Source organism: Brenneria sp. L3-3C-1 (genome assembly GCF_016456245.1).
Lineage (GTDB): Bacteria > Pseudomonadota > Gammaproteobacteria > Enterobacterales > Enterobacteriaceae > Brenneria.
In genome coordinates, this window is the sequence record NZ_JAEMHF010000002.1 from 1 (window position 1) to 15087 (window position 15087).

The following is a 15087-nucleotide window of genomic DNA, read 5'->3' on the forward strand; positions in this document are numbered from 1 at the left end:
TGGAGCCGGCGTTCACTGCCGATGCCCACATCCTGCCCACGGCGCCGCCGTGGTAGTGCATCAGAACCATCGCATTGTCTTCCAGCGGCGCTCGCGAGGGGATGAAGCTTTGGCGATCGCACAGCAGCTCCTTGATATGCAAGTCCGGCATCACCAGTTGAGAGATGTAATAGGTGTGAGTGGAAATATCGCCCAACACAAAGCTCGGCCCGGAGATCTTGGGGTCAACACGCCATTTCGCCGCATCGTTGCCCTTCTCCGCCGCCGCGTCGGAACTGAAGCCGTGCGTATATTGCAACTCCACCATTCTCACTTCGCCAATTTCGCCTTTGGCGATCATGGCGCGCATCTGCATCAGCAAAGGATGACCGGAAAAGCCGTAAGTAACGCCGACAATCAGCCCTTTCTCTTCAGCCAGCGCCTTAATTTCTCTAGCCTCTGCGGTGGTGAAAAACAGCGGTTTTTCGCAAATGACATGAATACCGGCATTCAACGCCGCGCGAGTGATTTCATAGTGCGTGCCGTTAGGCGTGGCAATGCTCACCACTTCCACGCCATCCTCGCGCTTCGCTTCCTCTTCCAGCAGTTGGCGGTAATTGTCATAACAGCGCTCCGCCGCTATACCCAGATTGACGCCGAAATCCCGTCCCCGCTCGGCGTCAATATCAAATGCGCTGGCGACCAGTTGATAAGCGGTGTTATCCCGCAGGGCGCCGCTGCGATGTTTATAGCCAACCTGACTTAGCCGGCCGCCGCCAATCATTGCCCAGCGTAACGGACGAGGTATTTTTCTTTCACCATTAATCATTTTCAGGCTCCTTAGAGGCTTTTGCACCCGGGTGCAAAAAATTTAGACAACAGACCGTGACAGAGTTATGAAGTAAAGTTGATTGATAACCACGCCTGCACTTTTGATAGAAGGCGGGATTGAAGTCAATCGTCAGGATGCAAAATTGACGTAGCTGATCACAAAATTTCAACAAAATGCACCCGATTGCAATCCGCCGCCGTCATACCGTGAAGAGATTAAATATTTTCGGAAATCAGCTCTGAAAAAACCGCAGACGCGGAAGGATCAATAAGAATAATTTAATGGGAAAAGCGTGACGCAAGTAATGATATAAGGCTGATGGCCGCCTCTCGGCAAAGCATTAAGGGTATCGAAATTTCAAGTGCAGGTTGAGATTAACTCACTGAAACACCAGACACTTTCTTTGATTTAAGCAAGCTTGTTTTTTACAAAAACATAACAACTCCCGCCAGCCGGAAAATTCGTTGCCAGACAATGTAAATCAAAAAATATTAAATATTATTAACCATACTCAAAGAAAGGTTTCTGAGCATCCGAACGCTTTATATTCGTCTGCCTATGGCCGTTAAACATTGCCTTCCCATCCCCGCTTCATGCCAGCGGAAGCAGGCGATTTTGCACAACGTCTTTCATCACCAGAGTGGAGGTGAGGCGCCTGACCCCGGGCAGAGTGGACAACTTATCGTCATAGCATTGCTGGAAAGCGGGCAAATCCCGGGTAATAACATGGAGGATATAGTCAGGATCGCCAAAAAGCCGCTGGCCCTGAATAACCTGCGGGATCTCCACGATAGCCGATTCGAAAGCGTCTACGGCGTGGCGATCGCCTTCTTTCAGGGTAACAAAAACAATGGCGGAAAAATTAAGCCCAAGGTTGCAGGGTTCGAGCTGAGCACGATATCCCCTGATAACGCCGGACTGCTCCAGCGCGCGCACCCGACGGTGACAGGGAGAGAGACTGAGTCCGACCCGCCCAGCGAGTTCAGTGACAGACAGACGCCCGTCCGACTGGAGTTCAGCAAGAATTCTTCGATCTATCTTATCCATATGGAAGATATTTCCTTTTATTACGCGAATAGCGCAAATAATTGGCAGCACATTCTAACAAGCTAAGGATATTCTTTCCATGCATTGAACAGCAGCGGACTCAGCCAAATCCGGGACGAAATGGCGTGAGTCCTGCCAGAACAGCAATCAAGGAGAAAAAATGACAATACCGGTGAATCAACCGTTCGCCAAGCCGGCCCGCGAGAGTGTGAAACCGTCATGACGTTCAGTATCATTGCGGCATTCTGGGCAGTATCCATTCTGTTTATCATTACCCCCGGAGTAGACTGGGCCTACATGATTTCGGCCGGCATGCGCGGGCGCGTCGTAATGCCTGCGGTGACCGGGCTGTTATTCGGTCATCTGACGGCCACCCTGATCGTCGCCGCCGGCGTGGGGGCAATCGTCGCCGACAACCCCATCGCCCTCACCGTGCTCACTTTCACCGGATCGGCCTATTTACTCTGGCTTGGCGTCAATATGCTTATCCATCCCCCTGTTCCCGGCGCGGGCCATATACAGGACTCCGGTTCATGGACGCGCTGGGCCGTCAAAGGCGCGTGCGTCAGCGGCCTGAACCCCAAAGTTTTCCTGCTATTCCTGGCTTTGTTGCCACAGTTCACCGATCCCGCCGCCGCTTGGTCGGTTCCGGCACAGATCATCGCGCTGGGGTTGATTCATGTCTTCAGTTGTGGCGTAGTCTACCTGTTTGTCGGCTTGTGTTCGCAGACCGTGTTACAGACACGTCCGCAGGCGGCACGGAGCGTCAGCAGGATTTCCGCTACTGCCATGATAATCATCGCCGTGCTCCTGATTGCCGAACAGGTTATCATCTAAGGAAAATCTCTTATATTTTTGAGGAAAACACGATGAGTGAACAATCTTCCCCGTATGGAAACGGCTCACCCTCCGGCATTACCGGGTCACGTGTACGTATCCCACACCTTCAGCAGATGAAGGCCCGGGGACAGAAATGGGCGATGCTCACCGCTTATGACATGTACACGGCGGCAATTTTTGAAAGCGCGGGGATCCCGGTGCTGTTGATCGGCGATTCCGCTTCCAACAATGTCTACGGAAATGACAGCTCGCTGCCGATAACGGTAGACGAGCTTATCCCGTTGGTGCGCGCCGTGAGCCGCTCTACCCGTAGGCCGCTGGTGATTGCCGACCTTCCTTTCGGCTCCTATCAGGCATCCCCGGAGCAGTGTTTTCACACCGCGGTGCGTTTCATGAAGGAAGGCGGCGCCCACGCCGTCAAACTCGAAGGCGGCATAGAAATGCTGCCGCAGGTCGAAAAACTTGCCCATTCCGGTATCCCCGTCATGGCGCATATCGGCTTTACCCCACAGGCGGAGCATCAACTTGGCGGCTACCGTATTCAGGGGAAAGGCGAAGATGCCCAGCGTCTTATCGATGCCGCCCGGGCCTTTGAAGCCGCCGGCGCTTTCGGCTTGCTCATCGAGATGGTGCCCGGCGACGTCGCCGCGGAGATCACCGCCGCCGTCTCCATCCCCACCGTGGGTATCGGCGCAGGCAATCAATGCGACGCTCAGGTGCTGGTCTGGCAAGACATGGCCGGTCTGCGAACCGGACGCCTGCCGCGCTTCGTTAAGCAATATGCCGACATGAACACCTTGCTCCATAAGGCGGCGCAAGAATATGCCGCCGATGTTGAAGCAGGAACCTTTCCCGGTCCCGAGCATACGTTCTAATCCGGGTATGGCGCTCAACCCGGATCAACCGGGGTGTAATAACCTGATAACCATGGCGTTATCGCCCTCCGCCCAGGCAGGACACCCGCAAAATGCGGGTGTCCGACCGAGAATCGTTAAATCAGTCCGGCCTGATAAGCCAGACGCTGCAAGTTGTTATAACCCAACGTGGCATAAGTCAGCGGATGTGCCACGGCGGGATCCTGCTCGGCTTCCACCACCAGCCATCCCTGATAATTGTGCGCTTTCAGGATGCTGAAAACCGACGGATAATCGACACAGCCGTCGTCCGGCACGGTAAATACGCCGCTGAGTACCGCATCCAGGAAGCTGGTTTTACGGCTTTTGACTTCCCGCAGCACCTCGGCGCGAATGTCTTTGCAGTGGACGTGATTAATGCGTCCTATCCAGCGTTCGGCAACCGCCGCCGGATCGGCGCCGGCAAAGGTCAGATGCCCGGTATCCAGCAGCAAACCGACTTCCGGCCCGGTATGCTCCATCAGGTTGTCCACATCCTGCGCACTTTCAATTACCGTTCCCATATGGTGATGATAGGCAATCCGAACACCCTGACGTTGCGTATAACGGGCAAACTCAGTGAGCTTCTCGCCGTATTCCCGCCAGCGTTCGGCAGGAAATTGCGGACGCAGATGCACGGGCTTTTCCCGGTCGCCATGCACGGCGCCGGTGACCTCGGCAAATACCATCACGTCGGCGCCCAGATCGCGCAGCAGGGTGAGATGATCCTGTACCGCGTCGATCTCCTCTTCCACCGAACGCGTGAGCAACTGTCCGGAATACCATCCCGATACCAGACGAAGATCGTGCGCTTGCAAAATCGGCCCTAACACGGCGGACTGACGGGGAAATTTATTTCCCAACTCAAAACCGGCGAATCCCGCCTGTTTACCTTCTTTCAGGCAGGTTTCCAACGATGTTTCGGCGCCAAGCGATGGCAGATCGTCATTCGTCCAGGTGAGCGGATTAATACCAAGTTGAACGGCCATACTCGTTTCCCTTAATCATATTTTTAACCGAGCGAACCCGCGCTCAGCACGCATAATGAAGTTCTGAAGCCAAAATAAATAAAACATTTATTTCAATTACAGAGAAAGTAGGAATGATATTTTTGCGTACCGGTTAACATTTTCATGACAAATACCGCTATTTTTGCAATCACAATCACATGTCGAATGCACGGCAAGATGGCGTAATACGGGAAACCGCCACAAAAAACTTCCGGGAGAAGTTTTTGACGTCGCGACAGCGACGACTGTAAGGAGACGGCCAGAGCTGGCACGCTTATGTTATAAACCCCGACGCCCCTGACTACAGGGACGCCGGGCGCGCGTTATTCCGCGCGCTGGCTGTTGCCAATCTGCCAGATGAAGGTGGGCGGCGTGCCGTTGATTTCCCAGGCACCGATATTTCGGATCTTATAAATAACCGGATTGTGCGAGGCCAGCGTGCGCGCGTTGCGCCAATGACGATCCAATGCCTTGCTCACCCGGGTATCCGATGCGCCCAGCGCATCAAACAGCGCGGTGGCCGCACGGGGAACCAGTTCGACGGCAATGGCCTGGGCCTTTGCCGCATCGACTTCGGCCGCGATATTCGCCTCCAGTTCCGCAGCGTCGTCACCGGAGAAATGCGCTTCATAGGCGCGCTGTAGCGACACGGTCGCGTCGAGCACCGTGGCTTCGACGGCATAGGACCAGGCGGCAATCTGCCCGACCACCTGTTGCACCTGTACGTCGTCTTTCACCCGATCGCCGTTCCCGTGGCTGTAGATTCGCGTGCGCTGCCGCACGCCCTGCGACGCATCCCGGGTGACGGCCCTGCCGATACCCGCCAGCGCCGCCAGCAGCACATGCTGGTAAAACGCCGTCTGGTAGCGAAAGCGATCGGAAAAATCATAGACATGTTGCGCCTCGACGTGCGCCTGATAAAAGCGGGTGGTGCCGCTGCCGGTTAGCCGCTGACCGAAACCATCCCAGTCGTCATCGCGCTGCACCCCCTCCTGCCGGGTGCTGACGATGGCGATCGCCGCACCGCCGTTGTCGGCGCGTTCGGCATAGACGTCAATCCAGTCGGCGAACAGCGCACCGGTACTGTAGAACTTCTCTCCGTTCAACAGCCAGCCGTCCTTCGTCGCGGTCACTTTGGTGTTGACCTTGCCCAGCGTAACCGCGCCGATTTCAGTCCAGCCGCTGCCCACCATCTCTCCAGCGACAAAACGCTGAAACCAGCGCTCGCGCTCGGGGCTATCCGGCGCGTTCAGCCGATCTTCGACGAAGGCCAGATGCGCGCGCCACGCCTGGGGCAGATTGGGATCGGCTTCCGCCAGTTCAATCAGCAGTTGGAATAACTGCGGCAGCGACGCCCCATGCCCGCCTTTCTCCTTCGGAAGCCGCACCGTGCCAAACCCCGACTCTTTCAGCCAACGGATCGGTTCATAGGGAAGCTGGCGAGTGCGCTCCCGCTCCAGGGCGCCGGCGGCAATGTCGGCAAAAATCGGGCGAAACCGCGCGGCCAGCCGCGCGTAGTCGGTTCCTGTTGCAATCAAAGGGGTTGCGCTCATGCTTCACTCCTTGCGTCGTTGTCGTCATCAATATCCTGTTTCGTCGGCTCATGGCGCACCGCCAACAGGAAAATAATCGGCAGAATGGCGCTGATGGAGACCAGCCAGAACATATCGGTGCCGAATCGCGCCTGTAGAATGGGCAACACAAACAGCGCCAGCGCACTGCCTACCCCCGACAGCGAACGGCTAAAGCCCACGCCGGTCGCACGAATGGAAGTCGGATAAGAGAGCGCCGGATAAATCATCAGTTGCGCCCCCGGGCCAAAACCTTCCGCAAACAGCCACAGCCCCAGCATGGCGATGGCAATGACGACGCCGAGGGTCGCCTGTGGCTGACCGATCAACGCCAGCGCAATCAGCGCGATAAACTGGAGGGCGAATCCGGCAATCGCCACGTGGCGCGACGGGTATTTCCACGCCAGACGCATGCCGAGCAGACCGCCGGTAAAGGCAAACAGCGCGTTTAGCCCCAACGAGGCGGAGATGGTTTCAAATACCCCGGCGCCCAGAAACTGCGCCAGAATGGAGGGCAGGAAGAACGCGATGGCGGTATATTCAAAAGAAATACACACATTCATCACCCCGGCCACAATGGTGCGCTCGCGATAGGGTTTCTGGAACAACACGCGGAAACTGGGCTGCGGCGGCCTGGGCCTCTCGACCTCGGGTCGCTCCTGCGGCGCTTCGTGCGCCTGAATACCGTACGAATCACGCAGGATACGCACCGCATTTTTCAAATCGCCCTGATTGGCGGCCCACAGCGGGGATTCATTCATGAATTTCCGCCGCACCGCAATAATCAACAGCGCGGGTACGGCGCCGAACAACAGCGACGCGCGCCACAGCCAATCCATATGCTCCGCCGGCAGCAGGAAGTAGAGGCCGAAGATAATCAGAAAACACATCGATGAGGCGGCGTACCACATCGGGCACCATGCGGCAAGACGGGAGGCTTTGTTGCCTTTGCCGCTAAATTTGGAAAACTCCGCCAGATAGGCCATCGCCACCGGCAGATCGATACCGACCCCGATGCCCATCAGGAAACGCGCGCCGATCAATACCCAGACATTCGGCGCCAGTCCCGCGGCGATCGCCGACACCACGAAGAACAGCATGTCCGCCATAAAAACCGAGTAACGCCCGTACTTATCGGTTAACCAGCCGCCGATCAAATTACCGATAATGGTGCCGATCATGATCGATGAGGTCACCAATCCGGTGACCACCGGCGTCAATGAAAACTCCCTGACCACGTCGTCAATACCGTATGAAAGCGTGGTCAGATCGTAGGCGTCCAGAAATATCCCGCCCAATGCCAAAAAGACGATCATTCGCGCATAGCTGTTATTATCGGTGCGGGTATTGATTAACCGCGCCACATCACCGGCCGAACGAACGGGCGCCGATAATGATGAGTTAAACTCATCATCGATATTTAATGTACTCATTATTCCCTCTTGATATACGTTATTTTATGCAGGTGACTCGCTATTTATAAGGTCAATTGAAATATCTAATCTCAAGTTGATTAATACGCAGTTCTGGCGTATTCGGCATTCATTAACGCCGGATATATTTATTCCCTGGATTAGGGAAATACTTTTCCGCTGGAACCTATTTCCTTTATTTAAATAACCTATTCCTATTTTTATTATGGAGGGAATAGTTTTCGATCGGATGCTAAGAAAATAAACGCCCGCGGTTCCGGCAGCGTAATACGCCCGCCATAAGCCCCGGTATGGCGTTTATCCTGATGGAAAAGAGAAATCATGGCAGTTGCTCTCCCACGCGTTCGCCCTCGGTCGCGCGCGTCGGCGCCCCCCGCCGATAACCGGCGCCCGGATGCGGCGCAGCCAGACGCGGCCCTTGTCCGAACAATTTTTCACGCAGGGTGCCTGGCGCGTAGTCGCGTTTGAACACGCCCCGGCGCTGCAACTCCGGGATCAGCAGGTCGACCACATCGGTAAAGGTTTCATGGGTGACCGCATACGCCAGATTGAAACCGTCAACGTCGGTTTCCTCCACCCATGATTGCAACTCGTCGGCCACCGTCGCCGCGCTGCCGACCAGCAGCGGCCCAAAACCGCCGATCCCCACCCAGTCGGCCAGTCCCTGCACCGTCCACTGCCGGTCGGGATCGGCGGTGGAGAAGGTTTCGACCGCCGATTGAATGGCGTTGGTATGCAGGTGCTTTAACACCTGATCCGGCCGGTATTGGCCGAAATCAATCCCGGTCCAGCCGGAAAGCAGCGCCAGCGCCCCTTCATAACTCACCCAGGACTTATATTCCCGCCATTTGTCCTGCGCATCTTTATCGGTTTCCCCGACGATAACGGTCTGTAGGTTGAAAATTTTAATCGCATACGGATCCCGACCGGCTTCGGCGGCGCGGCGGCGAATATCCGCCACCGTTTTCTTGAGCAACACGGTGGACGGCGACGCGACAAACACGCACTCCGCATGTTGCGCCGCGAACTGTTTGCCCCGGCTGGAAGCGCCGGCCTGATACAGCACCGGCGTGCGCTGCGGCGAAGGCTCGCACAAGTGAATACCGGGCACCTGAAAAAAATGGCCCTGATGGTTTATCGGATGAATTTTGCTCGGATCGCTGAAAATACGCCGCTGACGATCGCGCAGAACCGCGCCCTCTTCCCAACTGCCTTCCAGCAGTTTGTACACCACCTCAAGATACTCGTCGGCATAGTCGTAACGCGCATCGTGGTCGGTCTGAGTCTGCTGACCGATATTGCGGGCGCCGCTTTCCAGATAAGAGGTGACGATATTCCAGCCGACCCGCCCTTTGGTGAGGTGATCAAGCGTGGAAAGTCGGCGGGCAAACGGATACGGATGCTCAAAAGACAGCGAGGCGGTCAACCCAAAACCCAGATGCTCGGTGACCAACGCCATCGGGGTAATCAACGCCAGCGGATCGTTGACCGGTACTTGCGCCGCCTGCCGGATCGCCGCGTCGCCATTGCCGTTCAAGACATCGTAAATGCCCAGAACGTCGGCAATGAACAGGCCGTCAAACTTGCCCCGCTCCAGCAAACGGGCCAGATCGGTCCAGTATTCCAGATCCTTGTATTGCCATGCGCGGTCGCGAGGGTGCGCCCACAAGCCGGGCGACTGATGACCGACGCAGTTCATATCAAAGGCGTTAAGCCGAATTTCACGTTGTGATGACATAATTTTCTCCACGGTGTACCCAAACGGCGCGCCGGCCGGGTATTGTTAGCGGTTGACTCAGGCAGATGGATTCAGGATGAGGCGGGACATCGTTGCGCCGCGGCGGACGCGGCGGCAGCCAGTAGCCGCTGAGCGATGGCCTCGGCATGGTCGGCCACCTGCGGGAAACCGATCAACTCGCCAAAGCGCCCTCGCGCCGCGGGGCCGGCGACCAGCAAATGCGGATTCGCCCGCTCATGCTGGTTAATCGCCTGACTGTCCTCATTCACCAGCAACCCCAAACCGAGCGGATCGGCGCGCAGTTCGCCGCGTCGCGCCAGCGCCCGAAACAGCGGATTGCTGTCCAGCAGCGTTCCGTGAGCCGGGCCGGTGGTGACGATCAACTTATCGGCATACAGCATTTCCAGCGGCCCGCCGCGGGGCCGCAGCGTCAGGGCGATGACATTGTCGCTGTCGGCCGCCGCCTGTTGCAGGCGGGCTGCCAGCACGCGCAGCCTGCCGGCAGCCTGTTGTTGCGCCAATAACGCGCTGACCTGCGGCGCGATACGGTAGCGGTGCGCATCCCAGTAGGCGCGCAGGTGGCGTAAAAAACGCCGCTGCTCGACGAGCGGCCACTGTTGCCACAACTGCTGTCCGTGGGTGCGGATTTCATCCAGCACCTTCTGCCAGGGAAGCCGCTGCGCCGCGGCCCGGCGGATATCCTGCCGGATGCGCCGCAGCCAGCCGCGCGGGGTATTCGGCAGCGTCGGCGCTGCCGCCGGCGTCCAGTCGGGGAAGTCCTCGGTGATATTGGGCCGGGACAGCAGACCGTGACGGGAAAACGCCACGATGGAACCGCGGTGGCCGCGCGAGTGCAACGACGCCGCCATATCCGCCATGGTTAGCCCGGTGCCGATAATCGCCACCCGATCCGTCGCCGCGACGCCATCCAGCGCCCCGTTGCGCCAGGGAACGGCGATCAGGCCGGGGTGGTTCGCCAATTTCTGCGCCAGCGGGCGCGGCAGCGACGGCCGTGGATGACTGATGGCCAGCACGACCTCGTCGGCCTTAAGGCGCACGCCCTTTTCCGTGACGACGACGCCGTTGCGCCAATCAACGGCGCGGTCTTGCAGATGGCGCAGATTACCTGCTCTGCCGCTTGCCGCCTGGACGAATTTTTCCGCCATATAGCGGCCGAACGCGTTGCGCCGCGGATAGATCTTACCGTCATGCCAGCGCGCTTCGGGGTCGTCGCGCAACCCGCCGACGGCCTCGAACCAGTGTTCAAAACTGTCCTGTTCCGCAGGCGACAACGCCATTTTTTCCGCCGGCACATTAATACGGTGCGCCGCGTCGATGGTGGAATAGGCCACGCCCTGCCCCACCTGCGCGCGCGGCTCCACCACGGTTATCTCCAGCTCCGGCCGCGCGGCGCGGGCCAGATGGATCGCCACCGCCGCGCCGCTAAAGCCGCCGCCGATAATCACTACCTGCCGTTTAGACATACTCTGCTCCGTGACGCCGACGTACTCAGCTCGCGCTGACCTGTTTAACCGGCCGTTTATCTCCGCCGATGGTTTCGCCAAACGGCCCGGTATTCACCTGACGCGCCTGGCGTTCCGCCGCTTCCGATACCGGCAACAGCGGCATCACCAGTTCGGCGAAGCGATGGGCTTCTTCAAGGTGCGGATAGCCGGAAAAAATAAAGTTCTCAATCCCCAGCGCCTGATACTCGCGGATGCGCTCGGCAACCTGTTGCGGATCCCCCACCAGCGCGGTTCCGGCGCCGCCGCGCACCAGCCCTACGCCGGCCCACAGATTGGGGCCGATGCGCAAACTGTCGCGCGAGCCGCCGTGCAGGGCGCTCATACGCCGCTGCCCGGTGGAATCCATGCGCGCAAAGATTTTCTGAGCGCTGGCGATGGTGTCTTCATCAAGATGGGCGATCAGGCGATCGGCCGCCGCCCAGGCCTCGTCCTCGGTTTCCCGGACGATCACATGTAAACGAATGCCGTAACTCAGCGTCCGCCCTGCTTCCTGCGCCCGCCGGCGCACCAGCGCCAGTTTCTCCGCCACCTGCTCAAGCGGTTCTCCCCAGGTCAGGTAGCTGTCGATCTGGCTGGCCGCCACATCAATCGCTTCGGGCGAGGAGCCGCCGAAATAGAGCGGCGGACCGTTTTTCTGTACCGGCGGGAACAGCACTTCCGCCCCTTCGACATGGAGATGTTTTCCCTTGAAGTCGACCTTCTCTCCTTTGAGCAAACGTGAATAGACGGTGAGAAACTCTTGCGTCACCTCGTAGCGTTCGGCGTGGCTGAGAAAGATGCCGTCCCCGCGGTTTTCTACCGGATCGCCGCCGGTCACCACGTTGATCAACAGGCGACCTTCGGATAAGCGATCCAGCGTAGCGGCCATGCGCGCCGCCAGCGTCGGCGGTTGCAACCCCGGACGCACCGCCACCAGATAACGCAGACGACGCGTGATCGGCGCCAGCGCCGAGGCAATCAGCCATGAATCCTCGCAGCTTTTACCCGTCGGGATCAGTACGCCGTAGTAACCGAGATTGTCTGCGGCCAGCGCCACCTGTTGCAGATACTGAAGATCCACCGCACGGCCCCCTTCAGCGGTGCCGAGATAACGGCCGTCGCCGTGGGTGGGTAAAAACCAAAAAACGTTGATATTTTGTTTCACCGGTTGGCTCATTATGCATTTCCCATATAACGATATGTCTTATTTATAGATAGAAAATCACACTTTCGTTATAACGATGCGAGCACAATGCATGCCAAAACAAACACTGAATAAAAACGATAAAAATCAATTATTTATAAATTAAAGCCGCTTTAATTCCTGCTGCAAATGCAACAGCTGGCCAATAGCGTCTGCTGCATTTGCAGCTTCTCCCATCTCGCCCCCTCTCGCCCTTTGACAATCACTCAGATAGGATTTTCACACCGCTGTAACCACGGAGCTACTTATGCATAACCGACGCCCCTTCGCCTCAGATAAACCGGTATTGATCGATCCCGCCTCCATTGCTTTTCAGACTGTACTGGATCAACTGGCGCCCACCGACGCCACGGTGTTGATTGTCGGCGAAACCGGCACCGGTAAAGAAGTGGTTGCACGCTATCTGCATCACCATAGCCCGCGGCGTCAGCAACCCTTTCTGGCCGTCAACTGCGGCGCGCTGACGGAGAATCTGGCCGAAGCGGAACTGTTCGGCCATCAGAAAGGCGCTTTCACCGGTGCGACCGAAACCCACCAGGGGTGGTTTGAAGCGGCCGAGGGAGGAACCTTGTTGCTCGATGAGATCGGCGAACTAAGCCTGTCGCTACAGGTTAAACTGCTGCGGGTGTTGCAGGAGCGGGAGATCACCCGGGTCGGCTCGCGTAAGCCAATCAAGGTTAACGTGCGCGTCATTGCCGCCACCCACGTGGATCTGGCGCACGCCATCCGTGAAAAACGCTTTCGTGAAGATCTCTACTATCGTCTCAATGTCGCGGCCGTCGCCCTGCCGCCGCTGCGGCAACGCCAGGAAGATATTCCACTGCTGGCGGAACATTTCCTGTCGCTGTACGCCCGTCGTCTGGGGCGGCCACAGTTGCAGTTGACGCCGGAAGCCCACCAGATGCTGATGGATTACCCGTGGCCGGGAAATATTCGTGAGCTGGAAAATACGTTGCATAACGCCGTGCTGCTAAGCAAAGATCCGGTGATCCATCCTCAGCAACTGCGGCTCGGCGCATTAACCGAAACGCCATTCGCCCAGAATTCAGAGACGCTGGATCGCATTATCCGCCAGCATTTGCAGAACGATAGCGATCGGATATACCAGCGCGTTACCCAGTCGCTGGTGCGCAATGCGTTTGAAATCTGCCATCGCAACCAGATACAGACCGCGGCCATGCTGGGGATCAGCCGCAATAGCCTGCGTACCCAGTTGGCGCACCTGGGCCTGATAAAGCCGCGACAGAGCGCCGCGACGGCCATACGCTGGCATAAAGATTGTCCCGTCCCGCGTCACGACCGGGAATTGCGTATCGGCTATCAGAAGTTCGGTAATCTGGGGGTGCTGAAGGCGCGGCAAAGTCTGGAATCGCTCTTCGCCGGACAAGGCGTCAGCGTATCATGGAGCGAATTCCCGGCAGGTCCCCAACTGCTGCATGCGCTGCACAGCGACGAAATCGATTTCGGCACCACGGGAGAAGTTCCGCCGATTTTCGCCCAGGCCCAGGGCTGTCCGTTAGTGTATGTGGCCTACGAACCACCGGCGCCGCAGAGCGTGGCGTTGCTGGTGTTGCACGACAGTCCGATCGCCGGCGTCGCCGAACTGCGGGGCAAGCGTATCGCCGTGAACAAAGGTTCCAATGTACATTACCTGCTGCTTCAGCTACTTGATGAACACGGACTGAGCTTGCAGGATGTGCGCATTGTCTATGCGCCGCCGAAATACCCGCTGGCCCCCAGTGATTATCAGGCGGTGGACGCCTGGCTCTTGTGGGATCCGCTGCTTAGCGATGCCGAACGCAACGGCGATCTCCGGGTGCTTGCCGACGGCCGCCAGCGGGTGCAAAACCAGCAGTTCTATCTGGCTCGGCGCCGGTTTGCGGAACAGTCGGAGGATATCTTGCGGCAGTTGTTCGGCGCGCTACAGAAAACCGGCAATTTCATCGACCATCAGCGCGCCGAAGCCACGGCGCTGCTGTCGGCTGAGTTGGGCTTGCCCCGCGCAACGCTGGAACTTGCCCTTTCCCGCCGCCGCAACACCCCCGCCGCGATGAATAGCCATGTTATTCGCGAGCAGCAAATTATCGCCGACCGTTTCTTCGCCCTGGGATTGCTGCCTCGCGCCATTAATATCAGGGACGCCATTTGGCAAACCCATAAGCAGGCACAGCCCGTCATGACCTAAGGCTGAAAATAACCACAAGCGCAATAACCGTTGCCGGACGCGACGACGGATTGCTATTGCCGATTTTTAGCTATCCACAGCCATAAAACGTATTTCTTCCGTTGTCGTTCAGGTAATAGATTAGTTATCCAACTGTAAATCATTTGCAACGAGCAACAAGAGGCAATCCGCCCGCGCATTAATAGGCACATCGTTAAGTGATTTTTATATTAAGCAGGATGACATCTTTAGGAGAGACAATGAACGTTATTACCCTTGCCGGCAGTCCGCGTTTTCCATCCCGATCCACCGCGCTTCTCACCTATGCCCAACATTGGCTGGAAAAAAAAGGGATTAACGTTATTCCCTGGAATTTATTTAATTTTGATCCGCAAGATCTGTTATACGCCAAATTCGACAGTCCCGGCCTGAAGGTTTTTGTCGATCAGTTGACCGAGGCCGACGGGGTGATCATCAGTACTCCGGTCTATAAAGCCTCCTTTACCGGCGCGCTGAAAACCCTGCTCGATGTTTTGCCGGAGCGCGCATTTGAAAATAAAGTAATTCTACCGGTGGCGAGCGGCGGATCTTCCAACCATATGCTGGCATTGGATTATGCGCTTAAACCGGTACTTAATGCGCTGAAGGCCCAGGAAATCCTGCACGGCGTTTTCGCGCAGGACAGCCAGATAACCCACTACGATCACCGTCCGGAATTAAGTCCCTCCCTTGAATCACGCCTGACAGACGCGCTCAACGACTTTTCGCACGCGCTGGAACGACAGAATTATTTTAACGCCTTTTCCCGGCAACGAATCAGGCCCGGCGAACAACAACCGTCGGCAATGAGTCGGTAGCCGACCGCAAATTG

General features: G+C 57.3%; 12 protein-coding genes. 4 read left to right on the forward strand and 8 right to left on the reverse strand.

Going from position 1 to position 15087, the window contains the following annotated elements; genetic code table 11:
- Together JG725_RS06405 and JG725_RS06410 are read right to left on the reverse strand one after the other, a co-directional pair.
- Window positions 1–808, reverse strand: an 808-nt coding sequence (locus tag JG725_RS06405) for a Gfo/Idh/MocA family protein (RefSeq protein WP_199377253.1), incomplete at its 3' end; no start/stop codon positions are given.
- A 594-nt stretch (window positions 809–1402) separates the two neighbouring features.
- Window positions 1403–1858, reverse strand: coding sequence for an Lrp/AsnC family transcriptional regulator (locus JG725_RS06410; protein ID WP_172290006.1), 456 nt, complete (start codon window positions 1856–1858; stop codon window positions 1403–1405).
- A gap of 219 nt (window positions 1859–2077) precedes the next feature.
- On the opposite strand from JG725_RS06410, the gene JG725_RS06415 reads away from it, so the two are divergent.
- Both JG725_RS06415 and panB read left to right on the forward strand, forming a co-directional pair.
- On the forward strand, window positions 2078–2695 hold the full coding sequence (locus JG725_RS06415; protein ID WP_199377255.1) for a LysE family translocator: 618 nt from the start codon (window positions 2078–2080) through the stop codon (window positions 2693–2695).
- A 32-nt stretch (window positions 2696–2727) separates the two neighbouring features.
- Window positions 2728–3573, forward strand: coding sequence for a 3-methyl-2-oxobutanoate hydroxymethyltransferase (panB, locus tag JG725_RS06420; RefSeq protein WP_172290004.1), 846 nt, complete (start codon window positions 2728–2730; stop codon window positions 3571–3573).
- A gap of 116 nt (window positions 3574–3689) precedes the next feature.
- Here the strand turns inward: panB and iolE are convergent, their stop codons facing one another.
- From iolE to ssuD, 6 genes are all read right to left on the reverse strand, one after another.
- Window positions 3690–4580 (reverse strand): myo-inosose-2 dehydratase, encoded by an 891-nt coding sequence (gene iolE, locus JG725_RS06425; RefSeq protein WP_199377257.1) that lies wholly within the window; start codon window positions 4578–4580, stop codon window positions 3690–3692.
- Window positions 4581–4924: 344 nt separating this feature from the next.
- A complete protein-coding gene (locus JG725_RS06430; protein ID WP_199377260.1) occupies window positions 4925–6154 on the reverse strand; it encodes an acyl-CoA dehydrogenase family protein in 1230 nt (409 codons plus the stop codon).
- Window positions 6151–7605: an MFS transporter gene (locus JG725_RS06435; RefSeq protein ID WP_199377263.1), complete on the reverse strand. Its 1455-nt coding sequence runs from the start codon at window positions 7603–7605 to the stop codon at window positions 6151–6153. Before JG725_RS06435 ends, JG725_RS06430 begins: the two co-directional genes overlap by 4 nt.
- Before the next feature lie 319 nt (window positions 7606–7924).
- On the reverse strand, window positions 7925–9343 hold the full coding sequence (locus JG725_RS06440; protein WP_172290000.1) for an LLM class flavin-dependent oxidoreductase: 1419 nt from the start codon (window positions 9341–9343) through the stop codon (window positions 7925–7927).
- A 71-nt stretch (window positions 9344–9414) separates the two neighbouring features.
- Complete coding sequence (locus JG725_RS06445; protein ID WP_199377265.1) at window positions 9415–10827, reverse strand: FAD/NAD(P)-binding protein; 1413 nt, start codon at window positions 10825–10827, stop codon at window positions 9415–9417.
- 25 nt (window positions 10828–10852) lie between these two features.
- Window positions 10853–12025, reverse strand: a complete 1173-nt coding sequence (gene ssuD / locus JG725_RS06450; RefSeq protein ID WP_172289998.1) for an FMNH2-dependent alkanesulfonate monooxygenase — start codon at window positions 12023–12025, stop codon at window positions 10853–10855.
- Between the two features lie 274 nt (window positions 12026–12299).
- Here ssuD and JG725_RS06455 point away from each other — a divergent pair, with 274 nt between their 5' ends.
- Complete coding sequence (locus JG725_RS06455; protein WP_199377267.1) at window positions 12300–14237, forward strand: sigma-54-dependent Fis family transcriptional regulator; 1938 nt, start codon at window positions 12300–12302, stop codon at window positions 14235–14237.
- 239 nt (window positions 14238–14476) lie between these two features.
- Entirely contained in the window at window positions 14477–15073 is a 597-nt protein-coding gene (gene ssuE, locus JG725_RS06460; RefSeq protein WP_199377269.1) for an NADPH-dependent FMN reductase, read from the forward strand.
- Window positions 15074–15087: the final 14 nt, after the last annotated feature.

Excerpts from the sequence above, each read along its gene's own strand:
- JG725_RS06410 (WP_172290006.1), bottom strand. The coding sequence starts at position 1,858 with ATGGATAAGATAGATCGAAGAATTCTTGCTGAACTCCAGTCGGACGGG.
- JG725_RS06415 (WP_199377255.1), top strand. The coding sequence starts at position 2,078 with ATGACGTTCAGTATCATTGCGGCATTCTGGGCAGTATCCATTCTGTTT.
- panB (WP_172290004.1), top strand. The coding sequence starts at position 2,728 with ATGAGTGAACAATCTTCCCCGTATGGAAACGGCTCACCCTCCGGCATT.
- iolE (WP_199377257.1), bottom strand. The coding sequence starts at position 4,580 with ATGGCCGTTCAACTTGGTATTAATCCGCTCACCTGGACGAATGACGAT.
- JG725_RS06430 (WP_199377260.1), bottom strand. The coding sequence starts at position 6,154 with ATGAGCGCAACCCCTTTGATTGCAACAGGAACCGACTACGCGCGGCTG.
- JG725_RS06435 (WP_199377263.1), bottom strand. The coding sequence starts at position 7,605 with ATGAGTACATTAAATATCGATGATGAGTTTAACTCATCATTATCGGCG.
- JG725_RS06440 (WP_172290000.1), bottom strand. The coding sequence starts at position 9,343 with ATGTCATCACAACGTGAAATTCGGCTTAACGCCTTTGATATGAACTGC.
- JG725_RS06445 (WP_199377265.1), bottom strand. The coding sequence starts at position 10,827 with ATGTCTAAACGGCAGGTAGTGATTATCGGCGGCGGCTTTAGCGGCGCG.
- ssuD (WP_172289998.1), bottom strand. The coding sequence starts at position 12,025 with ATGAGCCAACCGGTGAAACAAAATATCAACGTTTTTTGGTTTTTACCC.
- JG725_RS06455 (WP_199377267.1), top strand. The coding sequence starts at position 12,300 with ATGCATAACCGACGCCCCTTCGCCTCAGATAAACCGGTATTGATCGAT.
- ssuE (WP_199377269.1), top strand. The coding sequence starts at position 14,477 with ATGAACGTTATTACCCTTGCCGGCAGTCCGCGTTTTCCATCCCGATCC.